This is a genomic window from Pedobacter sp. GR22-10, from assembly GCF_026239715.1.
Classification (GTDB): domain Bacteria; phylum Bacteroidota; class Bacteroidia; order Sphingobacteriales; family Sphingobacteriaceae; genus Pedobacter.
This window is the reverse complement of the sequence record NZ_JAPIVR010000001.1, coordinates 1,531,873-1,557,569: the sequence shown is the minus strand read 5'-3', so window position 1 is coordinate 1,557,569 and position 25,697 is coordinate 1,531,873. Positions and strand designations below refer to the sequence as shown.

Annotated in this window: 21 protein-coding genes; 12 read left to right on the top strand and 9 right to left on the bottom strand. The window is 37.6% G+C overall.

The window, feature by feature from the left end:
• The first annotated feature begins 236 nt into the window (after positions 1–236).
• From rpe to OQX64_RS06715, 4 genes are all read left to right on the top strand, one after another.
• On the top strand, positions 237–908 hold the full coding sequence (gene rpe, locus OQX64_RS06730; protein ID WP_265818140.1) for a ribulose-phosphate 3-epimerase: 672 nt from the start codon (positions 237–239) through the stop codon (positions 906–908).
• Positions 909–982: 74 nt separating this feature from the next.
• Positions 983–3,394: a TonB-dependent receptor gene (locus OQX64_RS06725; protein WP_265818139.1), complete on the top strand. Its 2,412-nt coding sequence runs from the start codon at positions 983–985 to the stop codon at positions 3,392–3,394.
• Positions 3,395–3,813: 419 nt separating this feature from the next.
• A complete protein-coding gene (gene serC / locus OQX64_RS06720; RefSeq protein WP_265818138.1) occupies positions 3,814–4,887 on the top strand; it encodes a 3-phosphoserine/phosphohydroxythreonine transaminase in 1,074 nt (357 codons plus the stop codon).
• A 60-nt stretch (positions 4,888–4,947) separates the two neighbouring features.
• Positions 4,948–5,898, top strand: coding sequence for a D-2-hydroxyacid dehydrogenase (locus OQX64_RS06715; protein ID WP_265818137.1), 951 nt, complete (start codon positions 4,948–4,950; stop codon positions 5,896–5,898).
• A gap of 193 nt (positions 5,899–6,091) precedes the next feature.
• Here OQX64_RS06715 and OQX64_RS06710 read toward each other — a convergent pair whose 3' ends face one another.
• Positions 6,092–6,607 carry a hypothetical protein gene (locus OQX64_RS06710; protein ID WP_265818136.1) on the bottom strand — a complete coding sequence of 172 codons (516 nt, stop codon included), beginning with the start codon at positions 6,605–6,607 and terminating at the stop codon, positions 6,092–6,094.
• A gap of 105 nt (positions 6,608–6,712) precedes the next feature.
• Complete coding sequence (locus OQX64_RS06705; protein ID WP_088301427.1) at positions 6,713–7,492, bottom strand: SAM hydrolase/SAM-dependent halogenase family protein; 780 nt, start codon at positions 7,490–7,492, stop codon at positions 6,713–6,715.
• 103 nt (positions 7,493–7,595) lie between these two features.
• Between OQX64_RS06705 and OQX64_RS06700 the strand changes: the two genes are divergently transcribed.
• The 4 genes from OQX64_RS06700 (at position 7,596) to OQX64_RS06685 (ending at position 10,985) form a co-directional block, all read left to right on the top strand.
• On the top strand, positions 7,596–8,555 hold the full coding sequence (locus OQX64_RS06700; RefSeq protein WP_265818135.1) for a PhoH family protein: 960 nt from the start codon (positions 7,596–7,598) through the stop codon (positions 8,553–8,555).
• A gap of 90 nt (positions 8,556–8,645) precedes the next feature.
• The gene (locus tag OQX64_RS06695; RefSeq protein ID WP_265818134.1) at positions 8,646–9,590 is read left to right on the top strand and encodes a phosphoribosylaminoimidazolesuccinocarboxamide synthase; all 945 of its coding nucleotides are present in this window, start codon (positions 8,646–8,648) and stop codon (positions 9,588–9,590) included.
• A gap of 43 nt (positions 9,591–9,633) precedes the next feature.
• Positions 9,634–10,011: an STAS domain-containing protein gene (locus tag OQX64_RS06690; protein ID WP_088301424.1), complete on the top strand. Its 378-nt coding sequence runs from the start codon at positions 9,634–9,636 to the stop codon at positions 10,009–10,011.
• Positions 10,012–10,079: 68 nt separating this feature from the next.
• Positions 10,080–10,985, top strand: coding sequence for a ribonuclease Z (locus tag OQX64_RS06685; RefSeq protein ID WP_265818133.1), 906 nt, complete (start codon positions 10,080–10,082; stop codon positions 10,983–10,985).
• 212 nt (positions 10,986–11,197) lie between these two features.
• Here OQX64_RS06685 and OQX64_RS06680 read toward each other — a convergent pair whose 3' ends face one another.
• The 3 genes from OQX64_RS06680 to OQX64_RS06670 form a co-directional block, all read right to left on the bottom strand.
• On the bottom strand, positions 11,198–12,151 hold the full coding sequence (locus OQX64_RS06680) for an MlaD family protein (RefSeq protein ID WP_029285558.1): 954 nt from the start codon (positions 12,149–12,151) through the stop codon (positions 11,198–11,200).
• 160 nt (positions 12,152–12,311) lie between these two features.
• On the bottom strand, positions 12,312–13,091 hold the full coding sequence (locus OQX64_RS06675) for an N-acetylmuramoyl-L-alanine amidase family protein (RefSeq protein ID WP_265818132.1): 780 nt from the start codon (positions 13,089–13,091) through the stop codon (positions 12,312–12,314).
• A gap of 10 nt (positions 13,092–13,101) precedes the next feature.
• Positions 13,102–14,010 carry an N-acetylmuramoyl-L-alanine amidase family protein gene (locus OQX64_RS06670; protein ID WP_253249016.1) on the bottom strand — a complete coding sequence of 303 codons (909 nt, stop codon included), beginning with the start codon at positions 14,008–14,010 and terminating at the stop codon, positions 13,102–13,104.
• A 29-nt stretch (positions 14,011–14,039) separates the two neighbouring features.
• Between OQX64_RS06670 and OQX64_RS06665 the strand changes: the two genes are divergently transcribed.
• The 4 genes from OQX64_RS06665 to trxA all read left to right on the top strand — a co-directional run bounded on the left by OQX64_RS06665 (position 14,040) and on the right by trxA (position 19,751).
• Positions 14,040–16,703, top strand: a complete 2,664-nt coding sequence (locus OQX64_RS06665) for a putative LPS assembly protein LptD (RefSeq protein WP_265818131.1) — start codon at positions 14,040–14,042, stop codon at positions 16,701–16,703.
• A 4-nt stretch (positions 16,704–16,707) separates the two neighbouring features.
• Positions 16,708–17,961 carry a competence/damage-inducible protein A gene (locus OQX64_RS06660; RefSeq protein WP_088301419.1) on the top strand — a complete coding sequence of 418 codons (1,254 nt, stop codon included), beginning with the start codon at positions 16,708–16,710 and terminating at the stop codon, positions 17,959–17,961.
• Between the two features lie 47 nt (positions 17,962–18,008).
• Positions 18,009–19,346, top strand: coding sequence for a dihydrolipoamide acetyltransferase family protein (locus OQX64_RS06655; RefSeq protein WP_265818130.1), 1,338 nt, complete (start codon positions 18,009–18,011; stop codon positions 19,344–19,346).
• 108 nt (positions 19,347–19,454) lie between these two features.
• Entirely contained in the window at positions 19,455–19,751 is a 297-nt protein-coding gene (gene trxA / locus OQX64_RS06650) for a thioredoxin (RefSeq protein WP_088301555.1), read from the top strand.
• Here the strand turns inward: trxA and pdeM are convergent, their stop codons facing one another.
• The 4 genes from pdeM to OQX64_RS06630 all read right to left on the bottom strand — a co-directional run bounded on the left by pdeM (position 19,752) and on the right by OQX64_RS06630 (position 25,649).
• Positions 19,752–20,390: a ligase-associated DNA damage response endonuclease PdeM gene (gene pdeM, locus OQX64_RS06645; protein WP_265818129.1), complete on the bottom strand. Its 639-nt coding sequence runs from the start codon at positions 20,388–20,390 to the stop codon at positions 19,752–19,754. It lies immediately after the preceding gene.
• 82 nt (positions 20,391–20,472) lie between these two features.
• Complete coding sequence (locus tag OQX64_RS06640; RefSeq protein WP_088301416.1) at positions 20,473–22,950, bottom strand: ligase-associated DNA damage response DEXH box helicase; 2,478 nt, start codon at positions 22,948–22,950, stop codon at positions 20,473–20,475.
• A 48-nt stretch (positions 22,951–22,998) separates the two neighbouring features.
• Positions 22,999–24,597 carry an ATP-dependent DNA ligase gene (locus OQX64_RS06635; RefSeq protein ID WP_265818128.1) on the bottom strand — a complete coding sequence of 533 codons (1,599 nt, stop codon included), beginning with the start codon at positions 24,595–24,597 and terminating at the stop codon, positions 22,999–23,001.
• On the bottom strand, positions 24,594–25,649 hold the full coding sequence (locus OQX64_RS06630) for a ligase-associated DNA damage response exonuclease (protein WP_265818127.1): 1,056 nt from the start codon (positions 25,647–25,649) through the stop codon (positions 24,594–24,596). The genes OQX64_RS06635 and OQX64_RS06630 overlap by 4 nt, the downstream gene beginning before the upstream one ends.
• Positions 25,650–25,697 lie beyond the last annotated feature (48 nt).

The following is a 25,697-nucleotide window of genomic DNA, read 5'->3' as shown; positions in this document are numbered from 1 at the left end:
CATGTTGAAAGGGTTTTTTGTTGAGATATAATTTTGTTTGAAATGATTTTGTAACTTGCCATTACTAATTAACATATTATGTTTTTAAGGAAAGCGTTAGTCCAATTCGTCATGCTGAATTTATTTCAGCACCTTTCTTGTAATTAAGTCCCTGATATAAATTCAGGGGTGACGATCGCTTTTAGTTGAAATCCTAAACTAAAATAGTATAATATAAAACTGTTATAAATACACTAATGAAATACATCATTGCCCCATCCATACTTTCTGCCGATTTTGGTAATTTACAACGCGATATCGAAATGATTAATCAAAGTGAGGCCAACTGGTTTCATGTGGATGTAATGGATGGTGTTTTTGTGCCAAATATTTCTTTCGGCTTTCCGGTCATGGCTGCAGTTAAAAAGCATGCAACTAAACCTTTAGATGTTCATCTGATGATCGTCGATCCAGATAAATATGTACAGGAATTTGCAGCTGCTGGTGCAGACCGGATAACGGTTCATTATGAGGCTTGTACACATTTACACCGAACTATTCAATTGATAAAGGCATCGGGCTGTAAGGCTGGTGTGGCTTTAAATCCCCATACACCGGTTACTTTGTTGCAGGATGTTATTGAAGACCTGGATTTGGTATTGATCATGTCAGTAAACCCGGGTTTTGGCGGACAGGAATTTATCCATAACACTTACAAAAAAATCAGTGATTTAAAACAATTGATTCAAGGCATTAACGAAGATTTAATTATTGAGGTTGATGGTGGCGTAGGTTTACAAAATATTGTTACATTAGTATCAGCAGGTGCTAATGCTTTCGTGGCCGGAAATGCAATTTTTGCTACAGATAATCCTAAGGAAACCATTTCTAAAATGAAAAGTCTGACGCAAAATAGTTTAAGCGTTTAAGCATACCTTTGGCTTTGGTCAGGTTGATCGCTCGAAATTTCTAATGCCTGATAATTTCATCTTGATACTAAAAAATGCTCCAGATTAGGCTAACCCTTTTAATGTTAATGGCTTGTTGCGGCATTGCAGTTGCACAGCCTTTAGTAAGGGTTTCAGGGGTTGTTTATAATGAGCGTAAATTGCCTTTATCGCAGGTTACGGTTATTGTATTGGGGCAGACGCAATCAACAGTTACCGACGAATCGGGCAAGTATACTGTCTATTCAAAATCAGAATCATTTAGCATTAAATATTCCCTCTTGGGCTATTTGCCACAGGTTTTAAAGTTTAATACACATTCAGGTGTACGGCTAACACAAGATATAAACCTGTTTGCCAATATTAATGAGCTGGAGCAGGTAAATATCACAAACAAACAAAATCAGCTCAGCAATACCACCACCATCAATATCGCCGATGTAACTTCTATGCCAATGGTTTCAGGTAATTTTGAAACGATATTAAAAACTTTGCCGGGCGTTTCTACCAATAATGAATTAAGTGCGCAATACAGTGTGCGGGGGGGTAATTTTGATGAAAATTTAATATATATCAATGATATAGAAATTAACAGGCCTGTTTTAATTCGTAACGGGCAGCAGGAGGGCTTGAGCGCTATTCATGCCGAACTGGTAAGTAAGGCTAAGTTTTCTGCTGGTGGATTTGAAGCCAGGTACGGAGATAAACTTTCTTCAGTTTTGGACATCAGGTATGATAAGCCTGATAGTAACCAGACCATTCTGAGCGCCAGTTTTCTAAATACCTCATTAGCAACAAAACGGATTTTTAAACGGAGTTTTTTCCTAGCAGGTTTTAGGTATAAAAATAATTCAAGTGTGCTGACTAAGCAAGATGAAAAAGGGAGTTACAGTCCTCACTTTGCCGATGTACAACTCCTGTATCAATATGAGTTTTCTCCAAAATTAAGCATCAGTGTTTTAGGTAATTTAAATCTGGGTCGGTTTAAACTTTTACCTACCAACCGTGAAACCCAGTTTGGAACGTTGAACACAGCCCTTCGACTGGATATGGATTATACAGGCCAGGAAATTGATGACTATCAGACATTTGGTACCGCAGTTACGGCAACCTACGCCCCACAACCCAATCTGGTGATTAAGTTAATCAATAGTTACTTTAATACCATCGAGCGGGAACAGTTTGATATTACGAGCAACTATGTTTTTGGTAAAACTGGCCAGGGACTTTTTAATCACTCGGAGCAGAATAAAAGCACAGGAGTTTATTATAACTACGGAAAAAATAACCTGAATACACAGATTTTTGCTACTGAGCTTAAGGTTGATCAAAACTTTAATAACCATTTATTTTCCTGGGGTTTAAAGCTGGATCAGTCGCATTATAAAGATCAACTAAATGAATACAGTTATACCGACTCATCAGGCATCATCCAGCTAAACGCGAACAATAAGGCTTTCAATAATATAGTTAAGGGAGAAAATAATATCAGTATAAAAAATTATAGCGCTTATATTCAGGATAGTTATTCTCTTTCAAACTATGCAGAGTTACAGTTAGGCACCCGTGCTGGATACAACACCTTAAGCGGTCAATTGATCATCAGCCCGAGAATGTTAATCGCCTACCGGCCAAATTCCAACAACAAAATCCTGAGGTTTGCCGCAGGTGTATATAAGCAACCACCTTCATACCGTACACTCCGGGATTTTTCCGGGGAACTGAATACCAGCCAGAAAGCACAAAGTTCATATAATACATCACTTGGGTATGACTATGCATTTGATGCCTTTGGGGCTCGTTTAAAGTTTACTGCCGAAGCATACTTCAAGTATTCGGATCGGTTAATTCCTTATAAAATTGATAATTTAAGAATCAGGTATTTGGCTAATGAAGTATCAAAAGGATATGCTTATGGTGCTGATTTTAGTGTTGGAGGTGAATTTGTAAAAGATTTAATTTCCTATTTCCGGATGTCGGTCATGCAGGCCAGCGAAGATATTATCGGAGATCGTTATATACAGAACGGACAAATCATTTATCCCGGATATATGAAACGCCCTACCGACCAAAGACTGAATTTTTCCATTTTCTTCCAGGATCGGTTATTAAACAGCCCAACCTATAAAGTGCATTTAACTGCAATGTATGGTTCGCGTTTACCCATCGGACCGCCACAAACACCAAAATATCTGGATAAATTTTTTATTCCCTCATACAAGCGTTTAGATATCGGTTTTTCTAAAGATTTTCTAGATGATGTTGCCATACATAAGCCTAAATTTTTAGATCAGAACTTTAGTTCGGTGATCCTGTTTTTTGAAATTTTTAACATGTTAAATATTAACAATACCGCATCTTACCTGTGGTTGAATGATGTTGATAATGTACAATATGCAATTCCGAACTATTTAACCGGAAGGCAGTTTAATTTGAAGTTGATTGTGAAGCTGAAAAATAAAACTTAAAAAACAGCATTAAATATTGTAGAAATCCTGATAATATCGGATCTGATTAATTTAAAGAAAGAGCAGAAATACCTTTTATTTGTAGCAATTTTAAATTAAATTCATGTTGGGTAAAATCTTCGGCAAACGATGAAACAACTGTTTTTAGCAGGCTGAAGTTGCTTTTTGGTCAGCTGCACCAATCTTTGTAAAAGATTAACGCATATATGGCGGGATTGCTTTAACTCAACTGAGACTGCTTTCCTTTTCAAATTGTTAATACACCACTATTTTACCATTTTATATAATTGCAAAAACGTTAATAAAATCATCAATATGGCCACATTTTTTAACAATATTTAATTTTTTATGATACGATTTTATGGATATAACTCCTTTAAAAATTTTACATTTACGGCCATAAAACATTATATAATAAGATGAAGCATAATTTTGGCGCAGGCCCTTGTATTTTACCTCAAGAAGTGTTTAAACAAGCTGCACAGGCAGTTTTAGATTTTAACGATGGATTATCAATTTTAGAAATTTCACACAGAACAACCGAGTTTGAGGCCGTTGTTGCTGAAGCTGGAAAATTGGTGAAAGAGTTACTGAACGTGCCATCGGGTTATTCCGTTTTATTTTTACAAGGCGGCGCGAGTTTGCAGTTTGCAATGGTTCCCATGAATTTATTGGGTGATGGACAAACGGCCAGTTATTTAGATTCGGGCGTTTGGGCTACTAAAGCCTTAAAGGAAGCTAAATTTGTAGGAAATGTAAATGTTGTGGCTTCCTCAAAAGATGCAAACTATACATTTATTCCGAAAGATTACGAAATCCCTGCTGATAGTGCTTATTTCCATTATACCTCTAACAACACCATTTATGGAACAGAGCTTTTCGACGTTCCTGAAACGAAGGTTCCCGTGGTTTGCGATATGTCATCAGATATTATGAGCCGCATTATTGATGTTTCAAAATTCGATTTAATTTACGCCGGAGCACAAAAAAATATTGGTCCTGCAGGTTTAACTATCGCGATTGTAAAAGATGAAATTTTAGGTAAAACAGGACGCAAAGTGCCATCAATGCTTAATTATCAGTCTCATATTGATAATGATTCCATGTATAATACCCCTCCTGTTTTCTCTATCTACGTGGCTTTGCTTAATCTTCGCTGGTTAAAATCTAAAGGTGGTGTAGCTGAAATTGAAAAAGAAAACAAGCAAAAAGCTGAGGCACTTTACAGGGAAATTGACCGCAATCCTTTATTTAAAGGAACCTGTGCAGTTGAAGACCGTTCCAGGATGAATATTTGTTTTGTGATGGAAAATGCTGAATTGGAAAAACCATTCCTGAAATTTGCAGAAGAACAGGGTATAGTAGGTATTAAAGGTCACAGAAGCGTTGGCGGTTTCCGGGCATCAATGTACAATGCATTGCCTATTACAAGTGTACATGCCCTAATTGATGCCATGCAAACTTTTGAAGAAAAACAAGCGAAAGCAAATTAATTAAATTATAATCACAGATTATCAGTATAATCCTGGTAATCTGTGCAATCATAAATAACAATGATTAAGATACTAGCAAATGATGGAATAGATCCTATCGGTAAAGAACTATTAGAAAAAGCAGGTTTCCAGGTAGATACAGAAACCATTCCACAGGATCAGTTGGCGGAAGCTTTAAAAAATTATGATGCCATTACGGTACGTAGTGCCACAAAAGTCAGAAAAGAATTAATTGATGCCGTTCCGAATATCAAATTGATTGGTAGAGGAGGCGTTGGTATGGATAATATTGATGTGGAATACGCACGTAGTCAAGGTGTTGCGGTGGTAAATACACCTGCTGCCTCATCATTGTCAGTAGCAGAATTGGTTTTCTCTCATTTATTTACGGGGATCAGGTTCTTACAGGATGCTAACCGTAAAATGCCAGTTAATGGCTCTACAGAATTTAATAATCTTAAAAAAGCTTATGCTAAAGGGACTGAACTAAGTGGAAAAACCATTGGGATCATTGGTTTCGGTCGTATTGGTCGTGCAACGGCTAAAGTGGCTTTAGGATTAGGCATGAAAGTACTGGCCTATGATTTATATCCCTCTTCATCTGAAATAACTTTGGAATTTCAGGGAGGGCAATCAGTGAACATTCCCATTCAAACCGTTTCTTTTGATGAAGTAATTGCCGGAAGTGATTTTTTTAGTTTGCATACGCCTTTTGCTGATCAACCTATTTTGGGCGCAGAGGAGTTTGCTAAAATGAAAAATGGTGTGGGGATAGTAAATTGTTCACGTGGAGGAACTATTGATGAACCGGCGCTGATTGAAGCTTTAAACTCAGGTAAAGTTGCTTTTGCAGGTTTAGATGTTTTTAATAATGAACCAACACCTTTGGCAGAGATTTTAACACATCCTAAAATTTCTTTAACACCGCATATTGGTGCATCAACCAATGAAGCGCAGGAACGTATCGGTACCGAATTGGCGACTTTGATAATTGAGCATTTTAAGAAGTAATAAATTTTTCATCCTGAGCCTGTCGAAGGACAACTGTGTTTCGACAGGCTTAACATGATATTTTGATTAATCCAAAGCATTCGTTAATACCCAATAACGATAACCCAATATTGCTTTCTGAAAAGTGGTAAGCCTATTTGGATCTTTTTTAAACAAACTTGGTAAAACTACCTTGTTTATCTTTGCTAAAGTTTTAAATATTGCCTTTTTCATATTTTTGAATCTTCTTATTATAAAAATAAAACATAGTTACTAGGATTAGAATCAGCAGGATAATAATGTAAGTAGATATTCCGTAATTACTTTTATTCGATTCTTTTTGAAGTATTTCATTCTGATCCTGTAGCTTTTTAATGGTTTTCATATAACCCTCAATCCTTTCTTGAGAGTGATCTGCAACCGCAACCTTTTGTTGATTCTGCAGGTCTTTATATTCCATTAATACTTTTAATTCCTTAAAGATATTATTATCTGTCAATACCACCTCACGAAGAATTTCATTGGAATTTTTGATATCCTTTTTGGTTTGCCAGCCAAATATTCCGGTTCGTTGGTTTAAGCTCTCATCATATTGTCCGAATTTTGCACTTCGCTCTGCCAGTAAAGCATTTACTTTAACCCGTTGAGCAGCATAAGCCGTGGTATCCTGCTGGGCGTAAGTTTGAAAACTTACGGATAGGACGACAAGCAGATAAAAATATTTTTTCATGAGATATAAACGTGAAAATAGTGGAAGTTGTTTTATTTGCCACTGAAAGATAGAAAGTGTGGGATTAGATTATGAAATCAGGTGCAGCTTTCAGCTTAGCTTTTTTTAAGAATGAAACTCAACCCTCACAATATCGCCCAGATGCAGGCCCAATAAACCACTGGCTTTACCTTTGTTGATGGCAATTTCTAAATGGTTACTGATGCCGAACAAGCAAAGTTTTTCACCTTCCTGCACTTCATTATAATGCCAGCTCAATTGTGTAATGGTTTCACTCTTGCGGAAATATAAGGTGAAATCACGGTTTTTCTGGATGCGCGTAAAAAGATCTTTTGTGATATTGGTAATTACATTGCAGAATGTATCAATGTAAACCACACTTCCACGAATAATATCCCGTTCAATTACAGGGTGAAGTAGCATTTTCTGTTCAATTTGAGCTACAGGTAAACCAATATCCTTTAACCTGCCACCTTTAGCCAGATGCGTGGCCGCTTTAACAAAAATATCAACCAGGGGAAAATGAAGATATTTTAAATCCTGCATGATATTCAGTTCTACCACATCCTCAGGTATATCATCAAAAAGCAAAGAAAAGATACCATTATCAGCCCCTACAAAATAATGATCACGGTGCCTGATGGCAATGTATTTAGTGTTTTCACTGTAAACGGAATCAATCCCTATTAAATGTACAGTGTTCTTTGGGAAATATGGATAGGCATTCTTTAAAACAAATGCTGCATATGAAATATTGAAAGCAGGAACTTCATGGGTAATATCAACTAAATTAACATTAGGCATAAGACTTAGCAGACTACCTTTAAGGGCACTCTGGTAAAAATCTTTCGAACCTAAATCTGTTGTTAAAGTAATTATCCCCATTAAAAATTCATTATTATTGCTTATTCTTGCGTAGAGGCCTAAGCGTCTGCAAATATTCAAATTTTAATTAATATACCCCGATAACTTTTTAAAATACTATAGTTTGAACGAATTAAAATTAACTCTGGATACCGTAAATCCTGCTCACTTCTGGGGAGCAAATAATGAGAATTACGAAATGATTAAAGGTGCCTTCGCTAAGTTAAAGCTGGTGGCAAGAGGAAGTGAAATTAAGGTTCTCGGTGATGAACAGGAACTTAAGGCCTTCCAAGAAAAATTCAGTCAGCTGGTGGCACACCTGGAAAAATATAGTTCACTAACCAATAATGATGTAGAAACCATATTAGGCGCAAAGGCCAATGGTGTAGCAAAAAAAGATGCAGAACAGCCAACCGGCGGAGGTGGAGAGGTGATTGTTTTTGGTACTAATGGTCTTTTAGTGAAAGCCAGAACGGCCAATCAGCGAAGAATGGTAAGCAGTATTGCTAAAAATGATATCCTATTTGCGATTGGTCCTGCAGGAACGGGTAAAACGTATACCGCAGTAGCATTGGCTGTTCGTGCGCTTAAGAATAAGGAGATTAAACGCATTATATTAACACGTCCTGCCGTAGAGGCAGGGGAGAACCTCGGTTTCTTACCGGGCGATTTAAAAGAAAAAATTGATCCGTATTTACGTCCGCTTTACGATGCGCTGGATGATATGATTCCGGCAGAGAAGTTGAAATTCTATATCGAAAACCGAACCATAGAAATTGCACCCCTTGCATTTATGCGTGGCCGTACGTTAGATAATTGTTTTGTAATTCTTGATGAGGCACAGAATGCCACGGATATGCAGTTAAAAATGTTTTTAACACGTATGGGACCAACTGCTAAATTTATTGTAACAGGTGATGTGACACAGATAGATTTGCCTAAAAAACAGATGTCCGGCTTGTTCAATGGCTTAAGAATCCTGGAAGACATCAAAGGCATAGATATTATCTATTTAAGCGGAGAGGATGTGGTTCGCCATAAATTGGTGAAAGATATCTTAAAAGCTTACGGCGATATTCAGTAGGTGAGTCCTGAGTCGGTAGTCTATGGTCTAAATTGACTCTTGACTAAAGACTTTCCGACTTTAGACTTTTTTACTTATTTTTATCCCCTCATGAAAGCACTAAAAGAAACCCGTTTTAATTTTCCAGATCAAAGTAATTTCTATAAAGGTAAAGTACGTGATGTGTATACCATAGCCGATAGGTTAATGGTAATGGTGGTATCAGATCGTATCTCTGCATTTGATGTCGTTTTGCCTGAAGCCATTCCTTTTAAGGGACAGGTTTTAAATCAAATCGCTGCTAAATTTTTAGCCGCTACGGAGGATATTGTTCCAAACTGGGTTTTAGATGTTCCCGATCCAATGGTGACTATTGGTCGCATTTGTGAACCCTTTAAAGTTGAAATGGTAATCAGAGGTTATTTAGCTGGTCATGCCTGGCGGGAGTATAGTGCCGGTAAACGTTCAGTATGCGGTGTTTCACTACCTGATGGTTTGAAAGAAAACGATAAACTACCTCAGCCTATTATTACGCCAACGACAAAAGCATCAGTAGGGCATGATGAAGATATTTCAAAGGAAGATATTTTAGCCAAAGGAATTGTGTCCATCTCTGATTATGAACAATTGGAGAAATATACCTACGCATTATATGAAAGGGGAACTGAAATCGCAGCCAAAAGCGGATTGATTTTAGTGGATACGAAGTATGAATTTGGTAAGGCGGATGGTGTTATTTACCTAATAGATGAAATTCATACGCCAGATTCTTCACGCTATTTCTATGCAGATGGATATCAGGAACGTCAAAATGCTGATGAACCACAAAAACAACTTTCAAAAGAATTTGTAAGAAAGTGGTTAATAGAAAATGGTTTTCAGGGTAAAGATGGGCAAGCTGTTCCGGAAATGACACCAGATATAGTTAATTCCATATCAGCGCGTTATATCGAACTCTATGAACAGATTGTTGGAGAGTCTTTTATAAAAGCTGATGCCGATGCCATTTCCAGTCGCATTGAAGCCAATGTGATCAAGGCTTTGCAATCACTCTAAAAATCGATGGAATTTATACTTTAGTAAAACAAGAAGAACAGAAATGAAATTTTCAGTAGATAAACACGATAAATACGTTACTTTAAAGTTAGAAGAGCCTAAATTCACCAATGATAATGCACCTGGCGTAAAATCTGAATTGTATTTGCTTAATGCAGAAGGATTTAAAAATATTATTGTCGACCTGAGTGATGTACAGGAATGCAATGATGCACAGGATCTTAGCTGCCTCTTGGTTGGCGACAGGCTTTGTAAGTCGGTTGGAGGATTATTTATTGTAACAGGTATTAATGATCAGCTCGAACCGATTATAGAATTGTCAAACATATTTCAATCTGTAACGTTTGTTAATACAATAGAAGAAGCGACCGATTTTATCTTTATGGATGAATTGGAAAAAGAGTTCAGAGGCGATAAATAAACAACGTTTTAATTCAACATTTAGCCTCGTAGTACGAAAACCTACGAGGTTTTTTATATCATACCATTATGAAATTTGAAGTTACTATTCTAGGAAGTAGTTCGGCGACACCTGTTTTCAACAGGAATCCTTCTGCACAGCTTTTGAATTGTAACGAAAAGTATTACCTGATTGATTGCGGAGAAGGCACCCAGCAGCAGCTGACCAAATACAATCTTAAGGCTGCACGGATCGATCATATTTTTATCAGCCATTTGCATGGCGACCATTACTTTGGTTTGATTGGTTTACTTTCCAGCCTTCATTTAAATGGCCGGATTAAACCCATGCAGATTTTTGCTCCTGCACCACTTCTGGAGATTTTAGAAATTCAGTTTAAATATTCTGATACCAACTTAAGGTATCCTATCGAATTTTTTCCAATTGAGGCTGATCAGTCCAGACAAATTTTTGAAAACCAGGACCTGATTGTAAAAACAGTAATATTAAACCACCGTATTCCAACTACCGGATTTATATTTCAGCAAAAACCAAGACAACGTAAGTTAATCAAGGAAAAAACTGAACATATCCCCATGGCTTACTATGCAGCCTTAAAAAAAGGAAAGGATGTAGAGCAGGCTAATGGTGAAATTTTAAGAAGCGAAGACTTTACAACACCTGCCGAGCCACCAAGATCATATGCTTATTGTTCAGATACCATGTATGATGAAAGCTATTTTGCAACCATCAAGGGATGTGATACCTTGTATCATGAAGCTACCTTTATGCACGAACTGCTGGATAGGGCAAATGAGACCCATCATACCACCGCAAAGCAGGCAGGCGAAATAGCCAGTATCAATGGAATAAACAAGTTACTGATCGGCCATTTTTCATCGCGTTATAAAACGCTCCAAATGCTTCTTGAAGAAACACAATCTGTTTTTGAAAATACAGAATTAGCAGTAGAAGGTAGAACCTTTCAGCTTTAAATTTATTCTGCTTTAATCGTAAAGTTCTTGAAATTTAGCGGGTTAAACAAGTCTCTACTGCGGATTTGCCTGTTGATGTATTTTACTTTTTAATAAGTGCTTTTATTATTAATGATCCTTAAATCATTCCTTTATCACGCGCATAAGTAAAATTAAGGCATAAAAAAAGCCTTGCAATATCAATTACAAGGCTTCAAATTTATAAAATCAAATTACTTATCTTTTTTATTCCCACCGCCAAATACAGAGAAATGTACATAACGTTTAGGATTGGCTTTTAAATCGATCATCAACTCATCGAGATTTTTTGAAGCACTATTCAGGTTGTTATACATTTTATCATCATTTAACAATAAACCTAAACTGCCTTTGCCATCTTTAATACCGGAGATCACACCTTGCAAATCTGCAATGGCGTTATTGGCATTATCTAAGGTTTGTTTAAAATTAGCTGCTGCAAACTTATCAGTTACCGTATTAATATTGGTTAAAATATCACTGATTTTTTTGTTGTTATTATTCAGGTTTGCGGTAATGCCTTCCACATTTTTAAAAATAGCTTCGATACGGGCACTTTCAGATCCCACTAAACCATCAACTTTTTTTGAAGTTGTTTCCAATGAAGCAAGTGTTCCGGCAATACTATTGAAACTTTTATCTACATTTTTCTGAAAATTCGGATTTAATATCGAATTTACACTGCTCAGGATCGAATCCATTTTGCCTATGATCAGTTCAGCCTTCTTTTGAACAGGTTGAACCTGTTCCATCAAACCCTTTTCAACATTAGCATTTAAGGTAAAACCATCTTCAGCAATTTTCTTTGAATTTCCAAGCGACATTACGATGGCTTTACTTCCTAAAAGGTCAGTACCTTCTAACCGTGCAACACTATTTTCAGGAATATCATATTTGCTATTAATACTTAAGGTAGCCAGGATTGTTCCACCCGGTTCCAATTGTAGCTTCGCCACGCGGCCAATCTGATAACCATTGATTAAAACGGGTTTGGAAACGGTTAAACCATCTACACGGGTATATCTTGCAAACAAGGTTGTTTCACTGGAGAATATGGAATTTCCCTTTAAAAAATTATATCCGATAATTAATAAAGCAATAGCGAATGCAGCTAAAATACCGACTTTGGTTTCGTTCTTAATTTTCATGTGTTTCTATTTATTCGCTGCAAATATGATTTGTATTCATCATTTGCCTGAGCGCTATCATTTTTGTAATGCAAAGGTATTATAATTACATAATGTTTGCACCAACGTTTTTGTTTGGTATTTGTTATTATTTTAACAATAAGCTGAATAATATTTAATATTAATCAACTTCAACATCTTTCCTGTATTTTTTAATAGCAGCCAGTATGGAATCGGCAATTTCACTTTGTCCGCTACTGGAGTTGATGTATTTTTCTTCTTCCTGATTGGAAATAAATCCAACTTCAGTTAATATAGCCGGCATTCCGCAACGCTGTAAAACCAAAACGCCTTGTTCTTTAACGCCTCTGCTGCTTCTTTTATCACGGTTTACGTAACTGTTTTGCACCAGTTTGGCAAATTTAATGCTTTTATCTCTGAATGTGTTTTTAAGCAATGACATTAAAATAAATGTTCCGGGTTTATTTGGATCATAGCCATCATATTTGCTTTTATAGTTTTTTTCCAGCTTAATATCCGCATTTTCCCGGATGGCGGCATCTTGTTCTTTCAACCGGTGAGAACCAGCAACCAATGTTTCTGTTCCTTTTACATGTTTATTTCCGGATGGCATGGAATTGCAATGCACCGAAATAAATAAATCAGCATTTGCGTTATTGGCAATTTCAGCACGCCTGTACAGGTCAACATCCACATCTTTTGTACGGGTATAAATAACCTTGATCCCAGGCATATCTTCCTGAAGTTTTGCGCCTAGTTTTAAAGCCACCTTAAGTGCGATATCTTTTTCTTTTGAATAACTTCCTGAAGCACCGGGTTTTCTTCCGCCGTGTCCGGGATCGATCACAATGGTTTTGATTTTATATCCCTGTGCGAATAAAACCTGAACAGAAAAGAGGATTAAGATAAAAACTGATGTTATTGCACGTTTAATCTTCATTTATAGGATATTAGAATGAGGTTTCTGCTATGCGTTTATAGTTTTTAATTGCTTTAATAATACCATCAACAATTTCCTTCTGACCCTCAGGTGAATTCATGTAGTCTTCTTCATCAGGATTACTGACAAAACCAATTTCAGTCAATACGGCAGGCATTGCCGCTCTAGCGAGCACGGCCAGACTTTTCTCCTGTACACCACGGTTGATTCTGCCTGCATTTACATATTCCTGCTGAAGCAATGATGCAAACTTTAAACTTCTATCCCGGTTGGTTTGTTTCATGAGGGATAACATGATATCATTTTCAGGGGTATTGGCAATGAAGCCCTCATAGTTTTTCTGATAGTTATCTTCCAGGAACATGGATGCATTCTCCCGTTTGATCACCTCATCCTGTTCGCCTAAGCGGCCGGTTCCTGAAACAAATGTTTCTGTCCCTTTAGTTGAAGTGCTTTTGGCAGCGATGGTTTTGTAAACAGGAACACTTCTTCCTTTTACTTTTTTATAATAATCCACCACTCTTGACACCCTTACAGGCATATCATTTAAGTGAATAGAGATGAAAAGATCAGCTTTTGCATTATTTGCAATATTTATCCGCTCATAAAGAGGAATAAAAACATCAGTTTCCCTGGTATATACCACTTTGATATCTTTAATACTATCCTGAAGTGCCTTTCCTAAATTTAATGCTGTTTTCAAGGCAACATCTTTCTCTTTTGAATAAATGCCATGTGTGGCGCCATCTTTACCGCCATGTCCTGCATCGATTACAATTGTCTTAATTTTATATCCCTGTGCAATTGCCTGATTATCAATTGTATTAACAAGCGCAAAGTAAATAATGAATGTTAAAATGGTTTTAAGATACATCAATGGTATATTTTTCACTAATTTTGAACGTTTTTGATTAAACATCTGTGCAAAAATAACATTCAAATACGAATTTGAAACTTCTTAAGAGCTCTATTTTACTCATTTCTGTCATTTTATTAACACATAGTGTTGGTAAAGCTAACGCGTTTTCCCGTTTTTCATTGCAGCAAATTATTCAACAGGATACTTCTAAAAGGGATACTTCTAAAAAAGCAGCAAAAAACAACAGTGGACTGGATCAAAAAGTGGAGTACAAGGCAGACTCCATGAAGTTCAGTAAAGATAAGAGTATCATTTATTTATACGGAAACGCCAGGGTGCTTTATGGTGATTTTGAACTTGATGCAGATTATATCAGGTATGATTCTGAAAAGAAAGTAATTTTTGCCAGTGGCAGAACGGATCCGAAAACAAATAAATATGTAGGGAAGCCAATTTTTAAGTCTGGCCCGGAGGGATCTGCAATAGCCGATTCTATTTATTATAATTCAGAAACCACCCGAGCTAAAGTTTTCGGCGTATTTTCAGAGCAGGAGGGCGGATTTTTCTCTGGCGGACAAAGTAAGAAACAAATTGATGATGAACTGCACATTAAAAATGTAATGTACAGTACCTGTAACCTGCCCCATCCGCACTTTGGTTTAATGATATCTAAAGGTGTTGTAACAGAGAAGCAGATTATCACTGGTCCGGTTTATATGATTATTGAAGATATTCCTACTCCTTTAGGTTTACCATTTGCCTTTTTTCCAAAGCCCAACAAGCGTACTTCGGGCATTATTTTACCTTCACCCGGAGAAGATGCTACCAGGGGGTTCTTTCTGCAGAATGGTGGTTATTATCTGGGGTTGAATGATTACTGGGATGCCAAACTTTTAGGTAGTATTTACACCAATGGCTCTTATGAAGCCAGTGTTAATTCGCAATATATTAAGCGATATAAATATTCCGGTAACATTGGTATTAATTATGCCAGTGTTAAAAATGGCCTGGAAGGAACTGAAGCTTTCGATAATCCAAAAAAAGATTTTAGCATCAGGTGGTCACATTCTCAAAATGCCAATGCAAACCCTGGAACTACTTTTAGTGCGAGTGTAAATATCACTTCAAGCAGTTACTATAGAAATACGGCAGCCAATCAATCATATGATATCAGGGCAATAGCGAATAATACCACCAACAGTAGTATCAGTTATTCCAGAACGTTTTCTAATAATATGAACTACTCGTTATCGATGACGAGTAATCAAACTTTAAGTACCAGGGATGTTTCAATCAGATTACCTGAGTTAACTTTCAACGTACCGACTTTTAGTCCATTTGATTCTAAAACAAGGGTTGGTGAACAGAAATGGTACCAAAAGATTACCGTGGGATATGCTTTACAGGGAACCAATGCCATTGATACTAAAGATAGCTTATTGTTTCAGAATGATGGTTTAAAAAGATTGAAGTCTGGTTTCTCCCATAACATACCTGTTAACATGTCATTCACTGCGCTGAAGTATCTAAACTTCTCTTTGGGTGGAACTTATAACGAGGTTTGGAACTTTCAAACCATTAGAAATCGTTACACTACTTTTGCGGATAATAGCTTTACAATCAGATCTGATACAGTTAGCGGATTTAAAAGGGCAGGGAGTTATAACCTCTCCACCAGCATGTCTACAAAAATTTATGGATTAAAAGTTTTTAAAAACCTGGGCAATATTAAGGCACTCAGGCATGTAATGACACCGAATATGTCTTTCAGTTATTCTCCTGATTTTACAAAGGCAGGTAGTGGACCATTTCTGGCTGCTGTTTCAGAAAATGAATTTGAGAGTGATGGGAGCAAGAAAATCATCAGAGATGCGAATGGTCTTCCTTTAACTTATTCTGTTTTTCAGGGAATGGCTTATCAGGGCTCTTTCCCAGGTAAAACAGCATCTATTGGTTTTGGCTTAGAAAATACCGTTGAATTAAAGGTGAAATCCAGCAAAGATACTACCGGTACAGGCGAACGGAAAATTCCGATTATCCAGGGATTAAGCATCAGCGGTTCTTATAATTTTTTAGCCACCAGGAATAAGCTTTCAACACTTGGCTTCAGCGGACGTTCACAATTTACGGATAAGCTGGGCATTAACTATAATGGTACTTTTGATGCATATGCTTTGGATTATGATCCTGCTACAGGGATCTATACCAGAAGTAATACCTTCGTTTGGAAGAGAGGCAATCTAATTCCCCGATTAACTTCGATTGGCTTTTCATTCGATTACAGTTTAAATCCGGAAGCATTAAAAAAGAAAAATGAGGCAAATGATAAGCTTAATGAAGCGAAGAATAAAGGATTATCACCTATACAATCCGAACAACTTGCAGCCATCAGCCGTGATCCGAATGCCTTTGTAGATTTTAATATTCCATGGAACTTTTCATTCTCCTATAGCTTTCAGTACTCAAATGATTTAGGTATAAGCAGAACCAGTAATACCTTAAACTTTAATGGCGATTTAAATCTTACTCCAAAATGGAAGATTACCTATAATTCAGGGTATGATTTTCAGAATAATGGTTTAACACCAATGAACATTGGCATTTATCGCGATTTGCATTGCTGGGATATGAGTGTAAACTGGGTACCATTTGGTGCTTATAAAAGTTACTCTTTAACATTAAAAGTGAAGGCGTCTATTCTCCAGGATTTAAAACTGAGCAAGAGACAAGGTTTTTACAATACTTACCAATAAACTTATGTTAGCCGAAATTATAACCATTGGTGATGAAATACTCATCGGTCAGATTGTTGATACCAATTCAGCCTGGATGGCTAAGCAGCTTAATTTAACAGGTGTATTTGTCAAACAAATCACTTCAGTTTCTGATGATGAAGATCATATTCTGGCTTCGCTTGCACAAGCTGAAGAACGTGCTGATCTTATTTTAATTACAGGAGGTTTAGGTCCCACCAAAGATGATATTACCAAAAAAACTTTAGCGAAATATTTTGGTATGGGTTTCCGCAGGGATGAAGGCGCGCTGGAAATGGTTACATCAATTTTTAAAAAATATAACCGGCCTTTGCTGGATATCAATATTCAACAGGCTGATGTTCCTGATGGTTGTGAGGTCATTGTCAATAAAAACGGCACAGCACCCTGCATGTGGTTTGAGCGTAATGGCAAAATTTTCGTATCCATGCCAGGTGTTCCCTATGAAATGATGTATTTAATGGATGATGAGATTCTTCCCAGAATCAGATCAAAATTTACTTTACCATTCATTGTGCATAAAACTATTCTTACAGCCAATATCGGAGAATCCTTTCTGGCAAAAGAGATTGAGGAAATTGAAGACCGCTTGCCCAAACATATTAAATTAGCTTATTTACCCAAGTTAGGGCAGGTGCGTTTGCGTTTATCAGCTAGTGGAAGTGATGAAACAGCTTTAAAAATGGAAGTTGAATCTTACGCAAAACTGATGATAGCTAAAATTCCGAAGTTTGTGGTGGTAGATGAGGATATTCCTTTTGAAAAAGCTGTAATAAATATCATGAACAGCCGCGGACTTACCCTATCTACCGCTGAAAGTTGCACAGGAGGATACATTGCTCATTTAATTACGCAACATCCGGGTTGTTCATCCGTGTATTGGGGCGGGGCAGTAGCTTATGCCTATGAATTGAAAGAATCTATACTGGGTGTAAAGGAAAGTACTTTAAATAAATTTGGCGCGGTGAGTGAAGAAACGGTTTCGGAAATGGCAGAAGGCGCAATCAAACAATTTAAAACTGATTATGCCATTGCAGTAAGCGGAATAGCCGGACCAGATGGCGGCACGGCAGATAAACCCGTAGGTACGGTCTGGATTGCGGTATCAAATAAAAATAAAACGGTAGCTAAAGTATTTACTTTCAGTAACAAGCGCATTCAAAATATCGAGCGCTCGGCAGCTTCTGCTTTCACCATGCTTTTAAATCTACTTAAAGAAGACGGGTTGAAAGAATAAAAAGCGTATTTTTGTCGCAATACCAATATAATATACTTTAATTTAATATGGCTCAATACGAATTATTGTTACCAAAAATGGGGGAGAGCGTTGCCGAAGCAACGGTAATTAAATGGGTAAAACAACCAGGTGATGCAATCGGTTTAGATGATACTATTTTAGAAATAGCGACAGATAAAGTTGATTCTGAAGTGCCTTCTCCGGTTGCTGGTAAATTGGTTAAACAGCTATTTCAAGAAAATGATGTTGCCCAGGTAGGTGACGTGATTGCTATCATAGAAACAGAAGGTAGTGCTGATCCAAAGATTGAAGATAGTCATCCTGACGCTTCAATTCCTGAAGAAAAGGCTGAATCCATTCCAGGTATTGCACAACTTCCGGAAGAAAACAAAGCAACTCCATCTGATTTTTCATCTTCAGTGCGTTTCTATTCTCCGCTTGTTAAAAGTATTGCTTCTCAGGAAAATATTTCTATTTCAGAACTAAATGATATTAAAGGCACGGGGGCTGATGGTCGTTTAAATAAAGATGATTTATTAAGTTATATCGCCCATAAAAATTCCGGACAGCAAGCTGTGAAAACAGAGGTTGCCGCTGCACCAATTGAAAATAAACCTGTAGCTGCTCCGGTTGTATCCTCAATACCCAATAAAACATCAACCACCTCAGTTTCTGGCGGAGATGAAATCATAGAGATGGACAGGATGCGTAAACTGATTGCCGACCATATGGTGATGAGTAAAACTACGTCACCGCATGTTACTTCCTTTGTTGAGGCTGATGTAACCAATATGGTGTTATGGCGCAATAAGGTAAAGAATAGCTTTGAAAAGCGGGAGAATGAAAAAATAACCTTTACTCCAATTTTCGTAGAGGCTGTGGCAAAGGCGATCAAGGATTTTCCTATGATTAATGTTTCAGTAAGTGGCACACAAATTATTAAAAAACGTGATATAAATATTGGTATGGCAGCTGCCTTACCTAGCGGAAATCTGATTGTTCCGGTGATCAGAAATGCCGACCAGCTAAATTTAGTCGGTTTAACCAAGGCCGTTAATGATCTGGCTTTGCGAGCAAGAAATTCAAAGTTAAAACCTGATGAAACACAAGGTGGAACATTTACGCTTACCAATGTAGGTTCATTTGGAAATGTGATGGGTACGCCAATTATCAATCAACCGCAGGTAGCCATTTTAGCTGTTGGCGCCATTAAAAAGAAACCGGCTGTTTTAGAAACAGAGCATGGTGATGTGATTGCCATTCGGCATATGATGTTCCTTTCCCTTTCTTATGATCACCGGGTTGTAGATGGATCGTTGGGCGGAATGTTTGTACGCAGAGTGGCTGATTACCTGGAGAACTGGGATTTTAACAGAGAGATTTAATCGTAATCAATATTTACTTACAAAGAGTCAGGCTTTTAAAACCTGACTCTTTTCAGTTAAAACCAAACTTATCATCACTTGTTTCTTAATAACATTAATATTAAAGTTATGGCTAAGTTTTCAGAATTAATAAATGGCGATAAGCCTGTTTTGGTCGATTTTTTTGCCGAATGGTGTGGTCCTTGTAAAATGATGAAACCTATTTTGTCACAATTGAAATCGCAGGTTGGCGATACTGTTTCGATTATCAAAGTGGATATTGATAAGAATCAGGCCGCAGCCGCCGCTTATAGTGTTCAAAGTGTGCCAACATTAATGCTATTCAAAAATGGAAAGCAGGTATGGCGGCAAAGCGGGGTATTACAGGCTTCACAATTGAAACAGATAATTGATACACATGCATAATTATACCTCAACAACGGTATTTGGTGTTACGGCAAAAATTTGTTCATTTGTTTTAGGGTAGATATTGTATAACCCTGTGAAGGTGCTGAAAGCAGGTAATATCGCATAGTCCTTTCCGAAATAAAAACATGGAAATTTTAACCGTTGCTTTGCCTTTCCAACTATGGTAACCCCAGGATGAATATGTCCGCTGATCGGGTATAACTCTTCTTCTGTACATTTCGGTGCATCATGTATAAAACAGAATGGGCCAAGGCAATAACTGGTGTCATGTATCTTAATATTCATGGAAGCATAATCGGCATCAGATAACCTGTCGTGATTTCCTTTTACCAGGAGCAGGTTTACATGTTGATACTGCTTTTGCCATTCCGAAAAATCATCAACATCGGTATTCAAGCCATGATGAAACATATCACCATTAATCAGCAATGTTTGAGGTTGGTATTTTTGAATCAATAGGCCTAATCTTTGCAAATCATTTTGCGCTATAGTAGATGGTACCTGAACGCCTGCCGAACGAAAATGAGCCGACTTACCCAAATGCAAATCGCTAATGGCTAAAAGTTGATGTTTCGGTAAATATAAAGCCCTTTCTTTATCTAATATCAGTTCTTCTCCGTGGCTTGTAATGGTCATTTGTATCTATAAAGTTTTACTATATAAGACATGTGAATTATTGGGTTTCAACCCTATAATTCTTCATATAGTCAGGGATAAATTATTTTATTTTCTCTGATTCTGCTTTCATCCGGGCAATGCGATGTTCCAATTCTTCTGAACTCATATTTTCACGTAAACTATCAACCTTTATTGGGAACGAAAGTGGCGTAAAGCTTTTAGGATTGGTGATGATGACCGCTCCGTTTTGAATACGTTCCAAGGCAGCAGCCAATCTGGGTTCTTCTAATTGCTGGTAGAAAACTTCATCATAGGCCTGACGCAAAAGTAAATTATGTTTGTCATAATCGCTAAAAACGTTAAAAAACAAACCTGCAGATGACTGGAGGTGTTTATTGGCGACATATTTACCCGGATACCCCTGGAAAACCAGACCAGAAATACAGGCAATATCCCTGAATTTCCTGCGTGCCATTTCGGTTGAATTAATACTTAAAGTAATATCTTCGGTTAAGTTTTTTGGTGAAAACACTTCGTAAGCTATGGATTCGTCCATTGGAATTTCGGTTTCACTGAGCAGTTCAAAACCATAATCGTTCATGGCAATAGAAAAACTGATAGGCAATAACTTACTTAAGCGGTAAGCCACCAATGCGGCCAGAACTTCATGGACCAGTCTTCCTTCAAAAGGATAAGCAAAAAGATGGAAACCTTCTTTATTGTTGATCAGTTCAATTAATAACTCATCATTTCTGGGTACATGAGAACGCTTTTCCTGCAATAAGAACAGCGGATAAACAGCATCCAGCTCTTCATCCTGATGCGTTTTATCCAGCGCTTCATTGTATTTCTTTCTTAAAACAGAACCCAAATTTGAAGAAAGTGGCAATCTGCCACCGTTCCAGCTTGGTGAAATGGCATTATGCTGTTTACTGTTTCTCACAATCACCGTCATGTCTTTTACATGCACAAATTCTAAAACGCGGCCTGCCAATCTAAAATTATCGCCTGCTTTTAAACGGGTAACAAAATACTCTTCTACCATGCCGATGTAGCCGCCAGACAGAAATTTTACTTTTAGCATCGCATCACTCACAATAGTGCCGATATGCAGGCGATGCCTCATGGCCAGCTGCCTGCTTTTTACCTTCCAAAGACCATCTTCATCTTTGGTAACCTTTTTGAACTCATTGTAAGCACCTAAACTGTCGCCACCTGAAGTGATAAACTGCATCACCCAGTTCCATTCTTCAGGCAGGATTAATTTAAAAGCATGTGTATTTCTTATTTCTTCATAAATAATTTTATCGTCGAAACCGTCGCCAATGGCAAGGGTAACAAGGTATTGTACCAGGGTATCAAAAACCATAATAAAGGGTTCTCTGCTTTCAATGTTGTTGGTTTTTGCCGCTTCTTTAATTGCTGCAGCTTCAACCAGTTCAAGCGCATGTGTGGGTAAAAAATAGATTTTTGAAACCTCATGAGGAGAGTGGCCTGAGCGTCCGGCGCGTTGAAGAAACCTGGCTACGCCTTTGGGAGATCCTACCTGCACCACTGTATCAACAGGTTTAAAATCCACACCTAAATCTAAAGATGAAGTTGCAATTACAGCCTTCAGCTGCCCCGTATGTAAAGCATCTTCAATCCAGTTTCTCAGTTCGAAATCTATAGAACCATGATGAATGGCAATCCGGCCTGCCAGCTCAGGTTCTATATTTAACAAATGCTGGTACCACATTTCAGACTGGCCGCGTGTATTGATGAAAATTAAAGTCGTTTTACTTTTTTCAATAATGGGTAAAAGTTTGTAGGCTAGTTTTAAACCCAGGTGACCGGCCCATGGTAAGGTTTCAATATCATCCGGCAGGACAGACTTGATGATAATTTTCTTTTCCAGATCTGCCTTTACTATAATTCTTTTGGCTTCCTCATCGGGTTCTAAAACATCCAGTGCCTGTTCTATATTGCCAATCGTTGCGGAAATCCCCCAAACTCTTAAAAACTGATTTTTTTCAATTTTCTGCAGACCTTTTATTCTGGATACGGCAAGTTCTACCAATACGCCACGTTTACTGCCCAACAGTTCATGCCATTCATCTGCAACAATACATTTTAAGTTTTTAAATAAGGTTGATGAGCCTTTCTGCGCCAATAGCAGGTGTAGGCTTTCAGGTGTAATCAATAAAATTTCAGGCATTGATTTCTTCTGCTGAACTTTCTCGGCTTGTGAAGTATCGCCGTTTCTGACTCCAACATGCCAGTCTAATTCCAATTCCAGTAAGGTTTCACGCATTGCCCTCGCTAAATCTTTAGCCAGTGAACGTAAAGGTGTAATCCAGATGAGCTGCAAGCGGTCTTTTGCTTTCTTATTACTGGCTTCTGATGCATTTAAAGCTTCAATTACCACAGCAAGAAACAAAGAAAAAGTTTTTCCAAAACCAGTTGGTGCATTTACTAAACCGCTATAGCCATTAAGATAATTTTGCCAGGCATCTTCCTGAAATTGAAAAGGCTTACGCTTATTGGCTTTAAGCCATGCTTTTATCTTTTTATAACCTTTGGTTTTGGTTTGATCCATGTATAATTCTGTATTATTATAAAAGGTTTTGAAAAAACTTATAGGTATCTAACCATTTATAAATGTCGATTCCAGCAGTTGGCGTAAATCTTCCAATGTATTAATTTCTATTGCTTTTTTGTCTTTTCGCCAGCGTAAAATCCTCGGAAACCGAAGTGCCAGGCCAGCTTTATGTCTTTTACTTTCGGCAATGCCCTCAAATGCAATTTCAAAGACAAGTTCAGGTTTTACCGTGCGTACCGGTCCGAATTTTTCTATTGCATTTCTGGTGACAAATGAATTTACTTCTTTTATTTCCTTGTCGGTTAAACCCGAATAAGCTTTGGCAATGGTAACTAAATTTTCTCCGTCGCGAACGGCAAAAGTATAATCGGTAAAGAAATTTGCTCTTCTGCCGCTACCTTTCTGTGCATAAATCATGACAGCATCTACCGTGTAGGGATTAATCTTCCATTTCCACCAGTCGCCGCGTTTTCTGCCACTATGATAATGAGAACTCAGTTTTTTAAGCATAATACCTTCACTATTAATGGAACGCGAGGTTTGCCTTAAATCTGCTAGTTCTTTCCAATTCTTGCACTTGATAACGGGTGAGAGGATAACTGCACTTTCGTCCAGATTTTCAAATAACTGCTCTAAAACGGCTCTTCGCTCACTTAAAGGATGATCGCGAAAATCACGGGTTTCATATTCGAGAATATCATAAACAAAAAAGCCGATTGGTGCATCCTCCAGCTGTTTTTTATTAATCGTTTTACGGTTTAATCGCTGTTGTAGTGTGCTAAAAGATAAAACCTGTTTATCTTGTACGGCCAGAATTTCTCCATCTAGTACAACCCCGTCAGGCAAAACATCAATTAAAAAGTGGAGCTCCGGAAATTGTTCTGTAACCAGTTCTTCTCCACGGCTCCAGATAAAAAGCTCACCATTTCTTTTCACTATCTGCCCACGAATGCCATCCCATTTCCATTCGGCCTGCCATTCAGATAGATCACCTAATTTTTCCGGTTCCTGCTCCAAGGCATAAGCCAGGCAAAAAGGATAAGGCCAGGAATTATCGGTATTGACATGAACACCATTAATCAGCTCATGGAAAGTAATTTCATAAGGATTCCACTTCCCCATAATGCTATGCATGATTTGTACACTATCTAAACTGCTTTGTTTAGCCAGGGCATTCACCAGCATTTTATTTGAAACACCAATTCTAAAATTTCCTGAAATAAGTTTGTTAAAAATGAAACGTTCCTGGGTTTCCAGATGGTTCCAGGCATTTAAAATAAACCCTTTTTTAGTTTCATCATCTTTGCCTTCCAGATCATGCAGGTCTTCAATCCATTTATGCAATTGAAAATCAGATGTGTTTTCGGCAGGGGGCAGGAGCAGTGCAATGGTTTCACTTAAATCACCAACGTTAGAATAACTTTCTGAAAATAACCATTCAGGTGTTTGTGTGATGTCAATTGCCCAATATTTGAGTAAAGCGGATTTGATCGGGCGCTTAGGTTTTTTACCTGTAAACAAAGCAATTACCCAGATTTTATCTTTATCGTCAGCATAATTAAAGTAATCTACCAATGCAGCAATTTTATCATTGGTTTTATTGCTCAGTTCGAGTTGCTGAATCAGTTTTGAGAAACGTTTCATTCTGACTTTTTATTTTCTGTTTCAACATGATGATTTTCAGCATCGGCCAAATCAACTTTATTTTCCTCATCATCTTCCTGCCCAAACTTGGTCATTACTTCTTCTGATTCAATCCCTTCGTCATTTAAAAACCGACTAAAAGCAGCAGTGAAGCCATGTGTAACATAAACCTTTTCTGCACCTGTTGCGGTGATGGCATCCATTAAGCCCGTCCAATCGGCATGGTCACTCAAGGCAAAACCTGCATCGGCACTTTGCCAGCGTCGATGTGCGCGAACCTGCATCCAGCCTGAACAGATTCCTGTTACAGGATGAGATAAGTTCTTAATCCAGCGGCTATCCCTCATGGCTGGCGGAACAATAACAATTCCTTTTTGCAACTCATCTTTTGTAGTTTCTGGTGTAATTCTAATGGTTTCAGGAAGGTTTACACCAGCATCAATAATTACTTCATTTAAATTCGCAATACTGTTATGAACATAAATAGGAACGTCGCCCGCAAGGTTTTTGATCAGGCGCTGTGCTTTACCAAGGCTATAGGCAATTAATACACTTGTTTTTTGCTGCTGAATATTATCATTCACCCAGCTTTTAATTCCATTGAAAACCACTTCTTGCTTTTGCCATTTATAAACAGGTAAGCCAAAAGTGCTTTCTGATACAAAAGAATGGCATTTAACAGGCTCAAATACATCACTAATGCCATCATCTTCGGTTTTATAATCACCTGATATGACACATATTTCCCCTTTATATTCTAAACGGACCTGAGCAGAACCAATAATATGACCTGCCGGATAGAATGAAATGCTTACACCATTCCGGATGATATTTTCATCATAATTTAGTGTCTCTACATTTAAATCTTCACTGATGCGCCTCTTAATGATTGGTTTGGTTAATGTATGACATAAATAATGTTTATTACCAAAACGAACATGATCGCTATGCCCGTGTGTAGTTACGGCATAATCTACAGGCCACCAGGGATCTACATAGAAATCTCCCTGTTTGCAATAAATACCCCTTTTCGTAAATTCGATTAGTGCCATAGTAGGTAAACAATAAATCAGAATTTAAGTTTTGAAACAATATCGGCT